The sequence below is a fragment of the Pseudarthrobacter cellobiosi genome, from assembly GCF_023913815.1.
Classification (GTDB): Bacteria; Actinomycetota; Actinomycetes; order Actinomycetales; family Micrococcaceae; genus Arthrobacter; species Arthrobacter cellobiosi.
Map to the genome: position 1 here is coordinate 116,492 of NZ_JAMXBK010000015.1, position 16,914 is coordinate 133,405.

General features: G+C 65.1%; 13 protein-coding genes and 2 pseudogenes. 4 read left to right on the forward strand and 11 right to left on the reverse strand.

Going from position 1 to position 16,914, the window contains the following annotated elements; all coding sequences use genetic code 11:
• Positions 1-86: 86 nt before the first annotated feature.
• The 5 genes from groL to NG701_RS02100 form a co-directional block, all read right to left on the reverse strand.
• Positions 87-1,715 (reverse strand): chaperonin GroEL, encoded by a 1,629-nt coding sequence (groL, locus tag NG701_RS02080; protein ID WP_058929984.1) that lies wholly within the window; start codon positions 1,713-1,715, stop codon positions 87-89.
• 291 nt (positions 1,716-2,006) lie between these two features.
• Positions 2,007-3,284 carry an ABC transporter substrate-binding protein gene (locus NG701_RS02085; RefSeq protein WP_252564072.1) on the reverse strand — a complete coding sequence of 426 codons (1,278 nt, stop codon included), beginning with the start codon at positions 3,282-3,284 and terminating at the stop codon, positions 2,007-2,009.
• A gap of 11 nt (positions 3,285-3,295) precedes the next feature.
• Positions 3,296-3,502 (reverse strand): cold-shock protein, encoded by a 207-nt coding sequence (locus NG701_RS02090; RefSeq protein WP_141139551.1) that lies wholly within the window; start codon positions 3,500-3,502, stop codon positions 3,296-3,298.
• Positions 3,503-3,659: 157 nt separating this feature from the next.
• Positions 3,660-4,295, reverse strand: a complete 636-nt coding sequence (locus tag NG701_RS02095; RefSeq protein ID WP_252564075.1) for a LytR C-terminal domain-containing protein — start codon at positions 4,293-4,295, stop codon at positions 3,660-3,662.
• 51 nt (positions 4,296-4,346) lie between these two features.
• Positions 4,347-4,676: a DUF3263 domain-containing protein gene (locus NG701_RS02100; protein WP_252564077.1), complete on the reverse strand. Its 330-nt coding sequence runs from the start codon at positions 4,674-4,676 to the stop codon at positions 4,347-4,349.
• A gap of 132 nt (positions 4,677-4,808) precedes the next feature.
• Between NG701_RS02100 and NG701_RS02105 the strand changes: the two genes are divergently transcribed.
• The 4 genes from NG701_RS02105 (at position 4,809) to NG701_RS02120 (ending at position 9,943) form a co-directional block, all read left to right on the forward strand.
• Positions 4,809-5,585, forward strand: a complete 777-nt coding sequence (locus NG701_RS02105; RefSeq protein WP_252564080.1) for a uracil-DNA glycosylase — start codon at positions 4,809-4,811, stop codon at positions 5,583-5,585.
• A gap of 9 nt (positions 5,586-5,594) precedes the next feature.
• Complete coding sequence (locus NG701_RS02110; RefSeq protein WP_252564083.1) at positions 5,595-6,434, forward strand: siderophore-interacting protein; 840 nt, start codon at positions 5,595-5,597, stop codon at positions 6,432-6,434.
• Positions 6,435-6,645: 211 nt separating this feature from the next.
• Complete coding sequence (locus NG701_RS02115; RefSeq protein WP_252564085.1) at positions 6,646-8,868, forward strand: PKD domain-containing protein; 2,223 nt, start codon at positions 6,646-6,648, stop codon at positions 8,866-8,868.
• A 1-nt stretch (position 8,869) separates the two neighbouring features.
• Entirely contained in the window at positions 8,870-9,943 is a 1,074-nt protein-coding gene (locus NG701_RS02120) for a metallophosphoesterase (RefSeq protein WP_252564088.1), read from the forward strand.
• On the opposite strand, the gene NG701_RS02125 is transcribed toward NG701_RS02120, so the two are convergent.
• From NG701_RS02125 to gcvP, 6 genes and pseudogenes are all read right to left on the reverse strand, one after another.
• The gene (locus NG701_RS02125; RefSeq protein ID WP_252564091.1) at positions 9,940-11,427 is read right to left on the reverse strand and encodes a threonine/serine exporter family protein; all 1,488 of its coding nucleotides are present in this window, start codon (positions 11,425-11,427) and stop codon (positions 9,940-9,942) included. The two genes, NG701_RS02120 and NG701_RS02125, sit on opposite strands and share 4 nt — an antisense overlap.
• A gap of 39 nt (positions 11,428-11,466) precedes the next feature.
• Complete coding sequence (locus NG701_RS02130) at positions 11,467-12,783, reverse strand: peptidoglycan bridge formation glycyltransferase FemA/FemB family protein (RefSeq protein ID WP_252564094.1); 1,317 nt, start codon at positions 12,781-12,783, stop codon at positions 11,467-11,469.
• Positions 12,784-12,867: 84 nt separating this feature from the next.
• Positions 12,868-13,941, reverse strand: coding sequence for a lipid II:glycine glycyltransferase FemX (locus NG701_RS02135; RefSeq protein WP_252564097.1), 1,074 nt, complete (start codon positions 13,939-13,941; stop codon positions 12,868-12,870).
• 75 nt (positions 13,942-14,016) lie between these two features.
• Positions 14,017-14,262: pseudogene (locus NG701_RS02140) on the reverse strand (DNA/RNA non-specific endonuclease); the annotation flags it as partial.
• A gap of 86 nt (positions 14,263-14,348) precedes the next feature.
• Positions 14,349-14,462: pseudogene (locus NG701_RS02145) on the reverse strand (DNA/RNA non-specific endonuclease); the annotation flags it as partial.
• A 515-nt stretch (positions 14,463-14,977) separates the two neighbouring features.
• The coding region (gene gcvP / locus NG701_RS02150) for an aminomethyl-transferring glycine dehydrogenase (RefSeq protein WP_252564101.1) at positions 14,978-16,914 on the reverse strand (1,937 nt) is incomplete at its 5' end.

Consider the following 16,914-nt stretch of genomic DNA (forward strand, 5'->3'; position numbering starts at 1 on the left):
CACGCTGGGCGTACAACAAATGCGGCCCCCTCCAGTGGAGGGGGCCGCATTATGGTTTGCGCGGAACGTAGTCCGGGCGCTGGGGACTAGAAGCCGCCCATGCCGCCCATGTCGTCGCCGCCACCCATGGCCGGAGCGTTCTTCTCCGGCTTGTCGGCCACAACGGCCTCGGTGGTGAGGAACAGACCGGCAATGGAAGCCGCGTTCTGCAGGGCAGAGCGGGTTACCTTGACGGGGTCGTTGATGCCGGCAGCCAGCAGGTCGACGTATTCGCCGGTTGCTGCGTTCAGGCCGTGGCCTGCAGGCAGGCCGCGGACCTTGTCGACAACAACGCCAGGCTCGAGGCCGGCGTTGAAGGCGATCTGCTTCAGCGGGGCGTCGATGGCAACGCGGACGATGTTCGCACCGGTTGCTTCGTCACCAGTCAGGTTCAGGTTCGCGAACGCCTTGGCGCCGGCCTGGATCAGTGCAACGCCGCCACCGGCGACGATGCCTTCTTCAACAGCAGCCTTCGCGTTGCGGACAGCGTCCTCAATTCGGTGCTTGCGTTCCTTGAGCTCAACCTCGGTTGCGGCACCGGCCTTGATGACTGCAACGCCGCCGGCCAGCTTGGCCAGGCGTTCCTGCAGCTTCTCGCGGTCGTAGTCCGAATCGGAGTTTTCGATCTCGGCACGGATCTGGGAAACGCGGCCAGCGATCTGGTCGGCGTCGCCGGCACCTTCAACGATGGTGGTCTCGTCCTTGGTGACAACAACCTTGCGGGCGCGTCCCAGGAGCTCCAGTCCGGCGGTCTCCAGCTTGAGTCCGACTTCCTCGGCGATGACCTGGCCACCGGTGAGTACAGCGATGTCGGCCAGCTGGGCCTTGCGGCGGTCGCCGAAGCCCGGAGCCTTGACGGCAACGGACTTGAAGGTGCCACGGATCTTGTTGACGATCAGGGTGGCCAGGGCCTCGCCCTCGATGTCCTCGGCAATGATCAGCAGCGGCTTGTTGGACTGCATGACCTTTTCCAGGACAGCAACCAGTTCCTTGACGTTGGAGATCTTGGAGTTGACGATCAGGATGTACGGGTCCTCAAGGACCGTTTCCTGGCGCTCAGTATCGGTAACGAAGTAAGCGGAGATGTAACCCTTGTCGAAGCGCATGCCTTCGGTGAGCTCGAGCTCCAGGCCGAAGGTGTTGGACTCCTCGACGGTGATGACGCCTTCTTTGCCCACCTTGTCCAGGGCTTCAGCGATCAGGGCGCCAATTTCGTCGTCACCGGCGGAGATGGAGGCAGTAGCAGCAATCTCTTCCTTGGTTTCGATTTCCTTGGCGGAGGCCAGCAGCTCAACCGTGACGGCCGCTACAGCCTTCTCGATACCGCGCTTGAGGGACAGCGGGTCAGCGCCGGCCGCGACGTTGCGCAGGCCTTCCTTGACCAGGGCCTGCGCCAGCACGGTAGCCGTGGTGGTGCCGTCGCCAGCGACGTCGTCCGTCTTCTTGGCAACTTCCTTGACCAGCTCGGCGCCGATCTTTTCGTAAGGGTCGTCCAGCTCGATCTCCTTGGCGATGGAAACACCATCGTTGGTGATCGTGGGGGCGCCCCACTTCTTTTCGAGGACGACGTTGCGTCCACGCGGGCCGAGGGTGACCTTGACGGCGTCGGCGAGGATGTTCAGGCCCCGCTCAAGACCGCGGCGTGCCTCTTCATCAAATGCAATGATCTTGGCCATAACGGCAGTAGTCCTTTCGGGACAGTCGTTAAGAATGAACCTCACTGCAGTGCCCGCGACGGACGATCCTTCACCGGCGGCCTCTGTATGCCGCGGCTGGGGATCTCACTCCAGCTAGGTATTTCTCTCGCTCCACGACCGCCACAAAGCCCCGATGCCGGACAAACCGGACGTTGCTTTAGCAGTCGGTACGTAGGAGTGCTAACTCAATAATTAGCACTCCCTAGGTGAGAGTGCAAGCGAAAGGTCCCGCAAATCGTCCTGTCAGGGCGGCCCGTTCGCCACCGGCGATCAGCCTGCGGCCCGGCCTGCCGCCTCACGGCCGCTGAGCACTGCCCGGTTGTCTGCGCCGTAGGTGAACACCATGTAGTTGGCCGTGGTGATGTCACCGTTGGCGTCGAAGGCAACCGGCCCCGATTCGCCGTCGTAATTAATGCCTGCCCCGGTCTTCAGGACCGCGAGGCAGTCGGTGTAGGACAGGCACGGTTTGGTGGCCGGGCCCGAGGCCTGCGCGGCGGGCTGCCCGCCTGCTGTCCCGCCTGCTGTTCCGCCGGAGACGGCGATCAGGTTGGCGGCGATGGAGCGGCCGGCATCGTCGTCAGCCTTCGCTGCCGCCAGGACCGCAAGGTTCACGGCGTCGTAGGTCTCTGCGGCGAACGAAAGGTCTTTCAGGGCAGGGTTGACCGACACAAGGCGGGCCTGGAAGTCCGCAGACGGCAACAGACCCGGCACCACTGCACGGGCGCCGTCGAGGGCCTTGGATCCCAGCCCCGAACCGTACTGGGCGAAGGCGCCGTCGCTCAGGATGATGCTCTTGCCCGAAAGCCCTGCGTTATTGAGCTCTGCGATGGCGCCCTGGGCGTCGTCCCTCGCAATCAGCACTACCGCGTCAGGTCTGGCGGCCTTGGCACCGGCTGCAGCGTTCCCGGCGTCGCCGGGCTTGAATGCGGTTGTGGAAACGGTTTCCAGGCCGGCGTTCTTGGCGGCACCGGTCACCGCGGCCGAAACGTCCTTGCCGTAGGCACTGTCCTGGTGGACCACCGCAAGGCTCTTGGCGCCGCCGTCCTTGGCCAGTTTCACCAGCACCGAGGCTTGGGCAACGTCCGCCGCGGCCGTCCTGAAGTAATAGCCGCCGCTCTTGTAGCGGGACAGTCCGGCTGCGGAGTTGGCCGGCGAGACGAGCGGGACGCGCGCGGCCGAGAGGACGTCGATGGCGGCGGCGGCGTGACTCGAATCCGTGGGGCCGATCACCGCATCAACCTTGGCTGAGGCCAGATTCCTGGCCTGGGCATCTGCGCCATCACCGGCGCCTACCACCAGATCAACAGGTCTGCCCTTGTGACCGCCGGCCGCATTGATTTCCTTGATGGCAAGTTGTGCCGCGGCGAGCTGCGAGTCGTTGAGGAAGGCCTGCTCCCCTATGCTGTCCTGGATCAGCCCGATCCGCAGCGTGCCGTCACCGGATGCTTCAGCGGAGTCAACGCGGGCGTTGCCGCCTGCCCCGGCGCAGCCGGCCAGGGCGAGCAAGAGTGCCGCCCCTGTAGTTGTGCGGACGATTGTTGAACGCAAGCTGCGGGAGATCACTGAGCGGGCCGGACGTTTTCTGCCTGCGGGCCTTTCTCGCCTTCGCCGACTTCAAGCTCGACGCGCTGTCCCTCATCCAGCGCGCGGTAACCTTCGCCCTCAATGGCCGACCAGTGCACAAAGACATCGTCCCCGGAGCCGTCCACCGTAATAAAGCCGTAGCCCTTTTCGGCGTTGAACCACTTAACCGTTCCCAATGCCATAATGTCCACTCTTTTCCGTCGCGCCGTCGGTCCCCGTCGGAAGTGTGCCGCTTGTTACGGACCGAAGCCTGAAATCACTCTAGCGACAAGCCATCCGGCGGGCCGAACCACACGGCCGCTCCGGTGCCCAAAAGTTATTCAGGCGTGACCCGAGGCACTACTGGTAGCCCGGCCCTAGGACAACAACCAAGGGCACCTGGAATTCCTGGCTCTCCACCAACGTGGGGATGTTCAGGAGTTCGGAGACTGCTTCGGCGTTGGCTTTCTGCGCCGGGCCCGCATAGAAGATTGCGGATGTCTGCTGCGGAGCGCCGGCCCAGTTTCCCACCTGGCCCAGCGTCCAGCCATCGGCCTGGACCATCGAGCTGATGCGTCCGGCGAGTCCGGCCGTACCGGCCGCGTTGTAGATGGCAACACCCTTGGTCTTGTCCAGCACAGCCGAGGAGGGAACGTTACTGGGCGAAGCGCTGGGCTCGGCGTCCGGGCTCTTAGAGGGCTCCGGGTCCGCGGTGGATTCAGCGGTGACCGACGGAGCCGCGCTTGCCTCGGGTGCCGCGGTTGCCTCGGGTGCCGCGGTTGATTCCAGGCTGGTGGAGGCTTCACTGCCAGCCTGGGTGAACCCAAGCTTAGGAAGGATCAGGAAGGACACCACTCCGATGGCCAATGCCACAATCCCCACAGCAAGGATGGGCCACAGCTTCCGGCGGGCAGGCGCTGATGCCGCCCGGTGGACGCCCTGCCGCGAGGCGGACTCCGGAACCTTATCGAATTCATCCCGAGCGTATTTGGTCATGGTGGGGAGACGTCCTTGTTGATTGCTGCTGATGGCTCAGCACGAGCGTGGTCAGGCGTCGGAACCCAGGCGTCGTGCAGTGCGTGCCCGGTGACGCGACGTACGTAGTCTACGCAATCTCTTGACCAGCATGGGGTCGTGGGCCAGTGCAGCCTCGGTGTCGATGAGGGCGTTGAGCAGCTGGTAGTAGTGGGTCGCGGACAGATCGAACAGCTCCCTGATGGCCTGTTCCTTGGCTCCCGCGTACTTCCACCACTGCCGCTCCAGTGCCAGCATCTGCTGGTCGCGCTCGCTCAATGGGGAGTCGCGGAGGGTAAATTCCGCCAGCCAAGAGCCGCGCTCCTCCGGCTCCGGCAAATGTTCCCGAGCAGGTTCCGCCACGGCACACCCCTTCGCTGGTCTCGCTGAATCACCGGTTGAGTTACAAATCTCCTCCTCATGCTACGGCGTGAATAACACGGTTGTCATTTGCTCCCCGGCCGCAGTGTCCGGTAACCCTGCGAGAATGGGAGCGTGTTTGATTCTGACGCGCTGTTCGAACTGGCGGCGGACCCGGCGGATCCCGTTGGCTTTGCCGAGATGGCCATTCTGCCGCTCAGTGAGCTGATGGCGGCCGACTGGGCGGAGGCGCTGGGCCCCGTAGAGAGTGAGCTGCGCGGTGTCCTGGGCTTCCTGACTGCCGAAGTTGCCGCGGGGCACCGGGTCCTGCCGGCGCCGTCGAACGTTCTGCGCGCCTTCCGGCAGCCGCTGGCCGCCGTGAAGGTCCTGGTGGTGGGCCAGGACCCCTACCCGACGCCGGGCCACGCGATCGGCCTGTCCTTCGCCGTTGACGGGCGGACCCGCCCCATCCCGCGGAGCCTGGCGAATATCTACCGCGAACTGGAGTCCGATCTGGGCCTTGCCCCGCGCGCCCACGGCGACCTGTCCGCCTGGGCCAGCCAAGGGGTCCTGCTGCTGAACCGGGTCATGAGCGTCCGCGCCGGGGCTGCCGGCTCGCACCGGGGCAAGGGCTGGGAAGCCATCACGACGGCGGCAGTCACCGCGGTTGCCAGCCGGCGCACTTCCGACGGCGGGCCGGCGCCGCTGGTGGCGGTGCTGTGGGGCAGGGACGCGGAGAGCGTCCGGCCCCTCCTGCCGGGGGCGGCGATCGTGTCCAGCGCCCACCCCAGCCCGTTGTCGGCGTCGCGCGGGTTCTTCGGCTCCCGGCCGTTCAGCACCATCAACCAGCTGCTGGAGGACCAGGGAAGCCCTGGCGTAACCTGGGAACTCCCCCCCGATCCCTTAGCTTAGGCTTGCCTTATGATCACTCTTCCGGCCGCCACCAACGCCACGAAAAAAACACGTCCGCAGATCGATCTCACGGTCATTCGACGGGAAGAACTCTCGCCACACATGGTCAGGATCGTGGCCGGCGGCGAAGGTTTTACCGCCTACGTGAACAACAGCTTCGTGGACCGCTACATCAAAATTGTCTTCCCGCAGCCCGGCGTTGACTATGCCCAGCCGCTGGACCTGTGGACCATCCGCGAAACCATGCCCCGCGAGCAGTGGCCCTTCACCCGCACCTACACGGTCCGCTGGGTGGACACCGAGGCGCAGGAACTCGCCATCGACTTTGTGATCCACGGCGACGAAGGGCTGGCCGGTCCGTGGGCGGCTGCCGCCAAGCCCGGCGACGCCTTCACCTTCACCGGGCCGGGCGGTGCCTACAACCCGGCGCCGGACGCTGACTGGTACCTCTTTGCCGGCGATGAAGCCGCACTTCCTGCGATCGCCGCCGCCATCGAATCGTTGCCTGCTGAAGCGGCCGGCCTGGCGTTCATCGAGGTGGACAGCGACGCCGACATCCAGCCCCTCGCGTCCCCGGCGGGGGTTAAGGTGACCTGGCTACGCCGCCACGGCGCGCCGGCCGGCGTAGGGGACCTCCTCGTCTCAGCGGTGGCCGACGCCGAATGGGCCGCTGGCCGGGTCGACGTTTTTGCCCACGGCGAGCGCGGCTATATGAAGGGCCTGCGGGACGTGTTTTTCGTCCAGCGCGGCCTGGAACGGAGCCAGGTTTCGCTGTCCGGCTACTGGGCCCAGGGCCGAGTGGAGGACGACTTCCAGGCCGAGAAGAAACTCTCCGTCGGGAAGATCTGACCCAGGCAGGCCTAGCTGGCCCCGCACCCTGCACCCCCAAACCCGTCCTGCACTCCCTAACCCCCTAACCCCTAACCCCTAACCCATCTCCTAATTGTTGGTCCGGAACCTTGCCGGGCACGGCACAGAGGCCTACGCTCACGTAAATGGCCCTCCGGCAACCGCTGATCAAGCTGCCGGTTGCGCCTTTCGAGCGTCCCGGAGAGCCGTCATGAATTCAACGACCAAACGTTTACTCAGCCAGGTTTTTGCCTTCTGCCTCGCGGTGGGTGGGACGGCTGTGGTCACCTCGACAGCTGCCCAGGCCGCGACCACCTACGGCATTCAAAGCATCAGCTACTCCGGTGTAGCCAACCCGCCCACATCCGACAAGCCGCAGAGCAAACTCTGGTGGAACGACGGTTCGTGGTGGGCCGACATGTGGACCACGGGCAGCGGGTGGCACATCTACCGCCTGGACCGCGCCGCCAAGAAGTGGGTGGACACCGGGTTGCGCAACGATAGCCGCGCAAACAACCTGGCCGACACCTTGTGGGACGGCTCCCACCTCTACATCGCGTCCCACGTCGTGACCGTGTCCGGGGATGCCGCACCCAAACCGTCGGTTTCCGGGCAGCCAGCCAAGCTCTACCGCTACAGCTACGCCGCCGGCAAGTACACCCTGGATGCCGGGTTCCCGACCACCATCACCAATAACAGCAGCGAATCCATGACAATCGACCAGGATTCAACCGGGGCGATCTGGGCCACGTGGACGCAGGTCGCGGGAAATTCCTCATCCGGGTACACGAATACGGTGCACGTGAACGCTTCCGCTCCCGGCGGAACCAGCTGGCCGGCACCGTTTGTGCTGCCCGTGTCCAACCCCCGTCCTGGCCCCGACGACATCTCGGCCGTGGTGTCCTACGGGAACAACAAGATCGGCGTGATGTGGAGTGACCAACCCAACGGGGCCATGTGGTGGGCTACGCGTACCGACGGCACCGCACCGACGGCGACCTCGTCCTGGCGGGTTCAGCCGGCCGTCAAGAGCACCGGGCAGGCCGACGATCACCTGAACCTCAAGGCCCTGCTGGCGGACCCGTCGGGGAGAGTTTACGCGGCAGCCAAAACCAGCCTGGACGTCACCTCTTCGGACCCAACACGGCCACAGTTGCAGCTGCTCGTCTTCAAACCCGGTACCGGCTCGTTCACCCAGTCCACCAACGCGACCGTGGGCGACTGTGTGACACGCCCCCAGATCCTGCTCGACACGAAGAACAACACGGTTCATGCATTCCACACCGCACCATCAACGAGCGGCTGCGCTTTCTCCGGGGCAGCAGGCAGCATCTACGAGAAGACAGCATCGATGGACGACCCGGTCTTTGGCGCCGGCCGCGGGACACCGGTGATCCAGGACGGCTCGTCGGCCAACATCAATGACGTCACCACCACCAAGCAGGCCGTCAACAGCTCCACCGGCATCGTGGTCATGGCAACCAACCACGTCACCAGGCGCTACTGGTACTCCGACCGGCCGCTCGGTACAGCGCCTGGACCGACCGCCCCGGTAGCCTCGTTCACAGCATCACCCACCTCGGGAACGGCTCCACTGCCGGTGAGCTTCACTGATGCGTCCACCGGTTCGCCCACGTCGTGGTCCTGGACCTTCGGTGACGGCGGCACGTCGACTTCCCGGTCGCCGTCGCACCAGTACTCCGCCGCTGGCACCTACACGGCGACTTTGACCGCGGCGAACAGCGCAGGGTCGACGTCGGCGAGCGCGACGATCACCGTCACCGCGGGAGGCAGCTCCGGGGCCGTGACCGCCGTCGGAACCTCCACCAGCTCCTCGACCACTGCCACACCATCTGTGGCGCTCACACGGCCGACGGCGGCGGCGGCCGGCGACGTCCTGGTTGCTTCCATCACGACGGACCTGAATCCGTCCGTCACCGCTCCGGCGGGCTGGACAGCCATGGTGAACGGTCTGTCCGTAAACAGCTCCTCCAGCTCCGGTGCCCGGATCTTCACCTATTACCGCGTCGTGGGTGCGTCGGATCCTGCCTCGTACACCTGGAACCTTGGCACGTCGGCCAAGTGGGGCGGGGGCATCACGGCCTACCGCGGGGTCAACCAAGCCACGCCGCTGGACAGCCCGGTGGTGACGGCCGTCGATACCAGCTATGCGGCCACCAGCATCACCCTTCCAAGCATCACGACGGCGAGCAACGGCGCTATGCTCATTGGCGGCATCGGCTACGACAGCGGTACGCCCGGAACCACCCCGCCCAGCGGCTGGACCGAGCGTTGGGAAGCCGCCGGCGGGCAGATAGCCCAAGCGGCAGACCGGCCCCAGGCCGCAGCGGGCGCCACGGGCACCGCAACCTGGACTTTCAGCACGGTAAAGGCGAGTGGTGCCTGGCGCGCCGCGCTGAAGCCTGCCGGCTGACATGGCTGCCCGGAAACATTCCGCCCAGGCAGCATCCGCGGCGGCCCTGATCTGGGCGGCCCTGATTTGCCTTGCCGGCTCGGGGTGCCAGCCAGCAGCGGAGCGCCCGCCCGCGCCACGGGAACAGTCGGCCTCGCCGGAACAGCCAGCCTCCGATACAGCGTCAGTTCACTTCACCGCAGCCGGGGACATCAGCATGGGCGGAGGCGCCAGGGCTGTGCTCGATGTGATCGCCAGTCTGCAGCCGGATCTCAATATCGCGCTGGGCGATCTCTCCTATCAGGCTGGCGTTGAGCAAGCCTTCTGCGACATGGTCACGCGGAAACTTGGCAAGGATTTTCCGTACGAGCTGATCACAGGCAACCACGAAAGCGACGGGCACGACGGCGACATCGGCACGTTCGCCGAATGCCTGCCCAACAGGCTCCCCGGGCTGCAAGGAGCGTACGGAATCCAGTGGTACGTGGACGTCCCCCAGGAACAGCCCTTGGTGAGGTTCATCCTCATTTCTCCGGGCATTAAATTCCCCGGTGGACAGCCCCTGGATTATTCACCCGGCAGTGACCGCTGGGTCTGGACCGAATCCGCCATTGACGGCGCCCGCGCCGCCGATATCCCGTGGACTGTGGTGGGAATGCATACGCTGTGCTTCAGCATGGGACACTACGGCTGCCAGCCCGGGGAGCAACTGACGAACATGCTGGTCAGCAGGAACGTGGACCTTGTGCTCACCGGCCATGAACACGTCTACCAGCGGACGCGTCAACTCGGGCTGAATGCCGGCTGCCCCGTTCTGGTGCCCGGAGAGGCCCGGGACGATTGCGTTGCCGACGCTGACAACAGCCTGGCCCAAGGGCAGGGCACGGTCTTTGTCACGGTCGGCGTGGGCGGCGCCGGGCATCACGACGTCCAGGCGGACGATCCTGAAGCTGGCCTGTTTGCCGTCTGGTCAGGAAAAAATCGCGATCGGGCCTTGGGAACCTTGGACGTGATGGTGACGGACTCGCGCCTGGACGCACGTTTTGTGCCGGCCGCCGGGTTCACCTTCACCGATGCCTTCGCGATTGAGCGTTAGCGGCGCCGGGCGCGTCGCCGTTCGTTGCTGGCCAGGCTGCGCGTCAACGGCCGGGCCAGGGTGTCGCCGAGGACAATGCCGGCCGCTGTGCCCAAAACGATCGCGCCGGCGTTGAGCATACCGCCGGCGCCGAGGAGGATTTCGGATTCCTCGATGGTCAGCACATACATGGACCGGAAAATGGTCAGCCCAGGCAGCAGGATCAGGGCCGCCGGGACGGCCACCACCAGCTGCGGTGCGCCCATCTTCAACGCCACCACCCGCGCCAGCAGGCCAATCACGACGGCGGCGAGCGCCGGGGAGAACCGGTCACCGACGCCGAGGGACGCGGCACCCAGCAGCACAAGATAGCCCACCACACCCACGCCCGCGGTAGGCAGCAGCAGCTCCGAGGAGGTCTGCTCCGTCACGCCGATGGCCATCACTGCGACGGCGATAAAGATCACCAGGACCCAGAGGTCGTAGGCCGGCGGGAATGTCTGGGTAACACTAATGGGCTGCATTCCGGTCATGGCGCCCACCACAAAGGCCACGGCAATCCCGGCCACAATCGCACCAAAGGTCAGCAAGGTGGACAGAAACCGGCCCGCTGCGGTCACGGGGAACCCGTTGATGGCATCCTGCACCGAGGAGACCAGGCGCCCGGTGGGCAGGAGCAGGAGGATGCCGCCCACCACCACAATCGCCGGTGCGTTGGTGAGGTCAAAGCGCCACAACAGCAACGCGGTGAGTGTGACGGCGAAGGAGCATGCCGCCGTCGTAAAGAAGTCCGGAACCCGCCACCGGCCCAGCTGGCGGGCGAGCAGGCTGACGCCGATGTTGGCCACGAAGGCAATGCCCGAGGACACCGGGCCGCCGCCAAGCACACCCACAAAGACTGCGGCGAACACGCCGAACGCTATGGTGACCATCCATCGCGGGAAGGGTTTGGGGCTGGTGATGGCCTCGTCCAGCCGGCGGATGGCTTCATCGCGGCCCACTCCCCCGGCCACGATGTCCGTCACCAGCCGGTGTACCTTGGCCAGCCCGGCATAGTTGTTGGTCCAGGACCGCACCACCCGAAGCAGCGAGATGGGCGTCTGGTCCTTGGGCGCATAGTTGATGGCCACCGACTGGTTGGTGATGTCCACTTCGATGTTTTTCAGCCCCAGCGCCGCGGTGACGGCAATAATGCTCGTCTCCACTTCCAGGGCGCCTGCCCCGTACCGGAACATGGTCTCGGCCAGGTGCAGGGAAAAGTCCAGGGTCTTGCGTGCGGACGTGTCCACGCCTCCCACCTGGATCATGGGGTTGGCGTAGGGGCTTCCGGCGAGCCTGTCCACAATGCTCAGTGGCGCCGTCGGCGGGTTCTCCCCCCGCACCAGGCGCCGCAGCATCCTCTTCGCCGCCGCATCCTGGTGGATTTGGGAGGGGGTGAGAGGCTCTGTTTTGGGCAGACCGTCGGTTGGAGGCCTGCGCCTTGGGTTTTCAGGTCGATCGTTCACCGTGGTGCTCCTCCCTTTCTGGCAGTTCGTGGTTTGGTGTTAGGCCTGGCGCTTCAGTGGCAGTTTGCCCAGCAGGGTGCGCGCCGCCGCGATGGCCGCTCGGAACAGGCGGTTGGCCTGGAAGGCTACCGGCCGCACCGGCATCACGAAGTCACCCAGCAGCTGGACCACGTCGCCGCCGAAGCCCTTCTTGAACTCGTAGCCGCCGTGGCCTTCCTCGTCCTGTCCCTGGATGCCGAAGGTGCCGTAGAAGTTGTAGCGCGAGTAGCCCTTGTCCAGCCCGTGCAGCATCATTCCCCAGTACAGGGACGTGGCGCCGTTGAAGTAGATGTAGTCCTGCTTGGTGCCGCCGATAACGCAGACCACCTCGTCGCCGAAGCAGACGAAGTGGATGGCGGCCACTGTAGCCACACCCACCGAGTCCGGGAACCGCTCGATGTCTTTGAGGCTGCGCTCGTAGCTGTCCACGAGGTCCTGGACTACTTTGAGCCGGTTGGCTTTCTTTTTGCTGCCGGTCTCTTCGACTTCACGGCGGAGTTCGGCTGCGGACGCGGATTCCGCTTCCAGTCGTTCGGTAATGGACTTCCTGTACGCGGGAATGTCGATCTTGGCCATCATGAGTTTGGTGAACTCGGCCGAGGTGGTCCGCAGGAGCTGTTCGTAGTATTCGCGTTCGCGGTAGAAGAAGCCCTTCTCGTCCCCCGCTGTGCTCAGCGCATCGTAGAACTCGTCGAGGGTCTCAAGCGTGGCCTGCTCCAGGAACACACCGTTCTTTTCAGCCTTCCGGATGGCCTTCCGTGTCCGGTAGCTGGTGCCCATAATGAGCTCCTCGACGTCCGTGAAGCCGTCGAGGTGCTTGATGAACATCCAGTTCACGTTGGCGAAGTTCATGTCGGAGCCTTGGTGATCAAGACCCAGTCCCGCCAGTTCCGCCACGAGCGGCCTGTTGTCCACGATCTCGGGGTGTTCGGCGCCGTCGGCATCGCGGGTGATGTACGTCAGGTTCGGAGAAATCCGCAGTTCGCCAGCCTTGCGTTCCGCGGCACGTTCCTTGAGGAGTCCGACGACGTCACGCACCAGTGCGGCGTCCGTGTAGTCCAGGAGGGGGCCCTTGGCGCACTCGCACACCTTGTAGCCCCAGCGGTTGGTGGTGTAGTTCAACTTGCCGGCGGCGACCAGATCGCCGTCGCGCCTTACACCGAACAGTTCCACTGACTGACCGCGGGCACGCTGGAAACGGGTGAAGTCAGCGGACTGGATGAAGTTGTTTTGCGGGTGCTTGTGGGAGAAAGACTCAAACTCGGCATCGCTGAGGACGCTGAGCTCGAGTCCGGCTCCGGCCTTGGTTGGATTCACAGAAATAACCTCATCTATGGCTGCGCTGCCGCTGGGGCAGGCGCTGGCCTCGTGGTGTGGGTGGTGAGAGTGGCTGGTGGGCTGTCAGTAGAACTGCTGGCCGGTGCGTGCGGTTTCAAGCCGGCGGAAGATCCGTTCCGCGCCCTTGACCCACAAGGTGTGCCTGACGGGCGACAGCACGTAGTCGTAGCAGCCGACGAAGTCCGTCACCGTCTTGGTGAAGCTCGTCTTGAACATGCCCATGCCGTACAGGTGGTGGGACTTGTCCTTGATCAGGCCGGACGGCGGCGTGCCGCAGAAGTCGTACTCGGTGCACCCGAGTTCCTGCATTCTTCGGATGGCCGACCATTGGACTAGGTGCGAGTCGCCGTACTGCTTCCTGTTCTGCGTGGAGCCGCCGTCCTTGTAGGTTGCCTTGGATCCGTAGTTGATCACAAAGGCGCCCACACTGGGTTTGCCGCCTTCGTAAACGAAGAAGAAGCTGCCTTGGCCGCGGGTGCAGAATTCGTCCCAGAACTGGGTGTAGTACTCAAGGCTGCGCAACGGCATGGAACCCTTGGCGTTCACCGTGTCTGCCATCAGGTCATACAGCGCCCGATACGTTTCCGGGCTTGGCACCTGCTGCACCACTGCGCAGCCTTCGCGTTCTGCCCGGCGGATCGCGTTGCGGGCGCGGGAGGAGATGGACCGGAACACCTGGTTCTCCGGTGCCGCGATGTCCAGCAGCGCCGTGGAATCGTTGGACTGGATGTTCGGTGCCTTCACCAGGCCGGCGGCGGCGAGCTGTGCCCGGGCTTCCGGGGTGCTCACGATGTCCGGTTCAATCTTGATGCTGAAGACATTGAGTTTCCGGCTCCGGGCGAATGCAGCGCATGCGTCCAAGACCGGCTTCAGGTCCTCGACGGCACCCAGGTCAGGACCTTTGATCAGGTACCACAGGCGGCCCAGAACCGGGAATTTCTTCTCCAGCACCAGGTTGTAGCTGGCGGTCCCGGCAGACTCCAGGACCAGGAAGCGGGCGGTCCAGCCGCTGCCGTTCTTCACGGACGCGTAAGCAGCGGACTGCAGCATGTTGCCGCCGTTCGGGTTGGCCGTGACGTGCTTGTCCCAGTTCTCAATTTCCTCCGCTGTGGCAAAGCGGGCGGTGAATTCTCGCAAGGGGGCCGTGTCCAATCTCAGGGGTTTGTGCGCGGTTCTGTACTCGTGGTTACGTGCGGACATGTAGCCACAAGTCTAAAGCCTCCGGTTAGGGCGGTAGGTCCCCGGCATCCTCTGAAAACTCCGGTCTGCCGGACACGGAATCTTAGTCCGTCGTGTTGCCAGGCAGGAACAGACCAGATTGCGGGCCCTGGCCGCCTCTTCCAGTTCAGCCGGTTCCAGCATGGGTGACTGGTCCAGCACACGGTCCTCCAGTCCCGGCCAGAGGTCCTTGCCCTGATTGAAGTCATCCACCTGTGGGGCCGCGTTGGTGTACGTGAAGGTGTCCTGGTTCGCACCTTGGCCGTTTCCTCAGCGCCCCACACGGGGTCAAGCCGGCGGACCAGGTGCCCGCGGTCCAGGCCGTTGTTGCGGTAGCGGTCCGCGCCGGCCTGCTGCTCCTTGGGGATCCGCACGTCCAAGTGCCAGCGGCCTTCGCGGGCCAGCGGACGAAGTTCCGGGCCGTTGATGTTGACGCCCACAAGGGCCGCGAGGCGCCGCGCCGGGAGCTGCCTGACCGAGAAAATGAACGTAGTCCAGAAGCACCGTAGGCTCGCCCGGAGCCGGCAGATCCAGGGGCACGCGCAGGAAGCCTGCGTCGTAGCCTGTTACATCCCCGTCCGCTTAGCCATCAACCCGTCGTGGCACGGTGGTCCCCTATATCCTCTGCATGCTCTGGGCCCACGCCGTCCGGGTTCCCTGACCGAGCTTGCGAGGATAGGGGGACGGTGGGGAGCATGCTGCCGGATACCGCGGACCCCCGAAGGATGCCGGCCACTCAGTGACCGAACCGCTCCCCAGTGATCGAGCTTGTCAAGATCCAGGGGTTTCGCTCCCCAACCGCTCAACCCCCGAGGGGCCGGCGGGCCGGGGTTTCGAAAGCGTGCGTCAAAGCGACGTGGGCCCACGCCGGCAGGGTTCCCTGGCCGAGCTTGCGAGGCTAGGGAGCCGGTGGGCGCAGCACGCGTGAAAACTCCGGCTTGCCGGCCGGCGGTCCTTAGTCTTCGAATTCCGACAGCGGCGGGCAAGAGCAGATCAGGTTGCGGTCCCCTGCTGCGCCGTCGATGCGGCCGACGGGCGGGAAGTACTTGTCCTGCTTGAGGTGGTGGACCGGGAAGGCGGCCTGCTCACGCGGGTACTGACGGGTCCAGTCGGAAGATACGACGGCGGACGCGGTGTGGGGTGCATGGCGCAGCGGGCTGTTCTCCACGCTGAAGTCGCCGTTGGCGACCTGGTCGATTTCCTTCCGGATGGTGATCATCGCGTCGATGAACCGGTCGATCTCCACCAGGTCCTCGGACTCGGTGGGTTCAACCATCAGCGTGCCGGCAACGGGGAAAGCCAGGGTGGGGGCGTGGAAGCCGTAGTCGATGAGGCGCTTGGCCACATCCTCGGCGGTGACGCCGGTCTTCGCCGTCAGGTCGCGGAGGTCCAGGATGCACTCGTGCGCCACCAGTCCACCCTCGCCGGTGTAGAGGACCGGGAAGTACTCGTTCAGGCGGGCCGCGACGTAGTTCGCCGCGAGCAGCGCCGACTTCGTGGCTTCGGTCAGGCCTTCGGCGCCCATGAGCTTCACGTAGGCCCAGGAGATCGGCAGGACACCGGCGGACCCGAAGCGCGAGGCGGAGATCGGGACGTCGTTGCCTTCGGTCCAGGTGGCCGCATTGCCTGGCATAAACGGTGCCAGGTGGGCCTTGGCTGCGACCGGGCCAACGCCGGGGCCGCCGCCGCCGTGCGGGATGCAGAAGGTCTTGTGCAGGTTCAGGTGCGAGACGTCGCCGCCGAACTTGCCCGGCTGTGCCAGGCCCACGAGGGCGTTGAGGTTGGCGCCGTCCACGTAGACCTGGCCGCCGGCCGCATGCACCGAATCGCACACCTCGCGGACATCGGCGTCGTAGACCCCGTGGGTGGAGGGGTAGGTAATCATGATGGCCGAAAGGACGTCCTTGTTCGCCTCGATCTTGGCGTTCAGGTCAACATGGTCAATGCTGCCGTCCGCAGCGGTGGCGACCACAACAACCTTCATGCCGGCCAGGACAGCCGAGGCGGCGTTGGTGCCGTGCGCCGAAGCCGGGATCAGGCAGACCGTGCGCTGGTCATCGCCACGGGACAGGTGATAGCCGCGGATCGCCAGCAGGCCGGCGAGCTCGCCCTGGGACCCGGCGTTAGGCTGCAGGGAGACCTGGTCATAGCCCGTGATCTCGGTCAGCTGGTCTTCGAGGTCGGCGATCAGTTCACGCCAGCCCACGGTCTGGGAGTCCGGGGCGAACGGGTGGATCGAGGCGAACTCCGGCCAGGAAATGGCTTCCATCTCGGCGGTGGCGTTCAGCTTCATGGTGCAGGAACCCAGCGGAATCATGGTCCGGTCCAGCGCCAGATCCCGATCCGAAAGCCTGCGGATGTAACGCAGCAGCTGCGTCTCGGAACGGTGCGTGTTGAACACCGGGTGCTGCAGGTAACCGGAGGAACGTTCGACGGCGGCATCCAGCGCGAACTCAGTGTTAGTGTCGGCGGCCGCGTCCACCGCTGCGGCACCAAAGACTTCCAGCACACCGGCGACGATGGCCGGGGTTGTGGTTTCATCGGCGGAGACGCCGATGGTGTCACCGTCGATGTGGCGCAGGTTGATGCCCTTGGCTTCCGCGGCGGCAACAATGGCCGCAGCCTTGCCGGGCACGGAAACCGTGACGGTATCGAAGAAGCTTGTGTGCAGGACGTCCAGACCGACTGCCTTCAGGGACGCCGCGAAGGTTGCAGCGTGGCTGTGGGTGGTCTCGGCGATTGCCTTGAGCCCGTCCGGGCCGTGGTAGACGGCGTAGAAGGAAGAGACGATGGCCAGCAGTGCCTGCGCGGTGCAGATGTTGGACGTGGCCTTCTCACGGCGGATGTGCTGCTCACGGGTCTGCAGCGCCAGACGGTACGCGGGGGTCCCGG

Excerpts from the sequence above, each read along its gene's own strand:
- NG701_RS02120 (WP_252564088.1), top strand. The coding sequence starts at position 8,870 with ATGGCTGCCCGGAAACATTCCGCCCAGGCAGCATCCGCGGCGGCCCTG.
- NG701_RS02115 (WP_252564085.1), top strand. The coding sequence starts at position 6,646 with ATGAATTCAACGACCAAACGTTTACTCAGCCAGGTTTTTGCCTTCTGC.
- groL (WP_058929984.1), bottom strand. The coding sequence starts at position 1,715 with ATGGCCAAGATCATTGCATTTGATGAAGAGGCACGCCGCGGTCTTGAG.
- NG701_RS02110 (WP_252564083.1), top strand. The coding sequence starts at position 5,595 with ATGATCACTCTTCCGGCCGCCACCAACGCCACGAAAAAAACACGTCCG.
- NG701_RS02090 (WP_141139551.1), bottom strand. The coding sequence starts at position 3,502 with ATGGCATTGGGAACGGTTAAGTGGTTCAACGCCGAAAAGGGCTACGGC.
- NG701_RS02095 (WP_252564075.1), bottom strand. The coding sequence starts at position 4,295 with ATGACCAAATACGCTCGGGATGAATTCGATAAGGTTCCGGAGTCCGCC.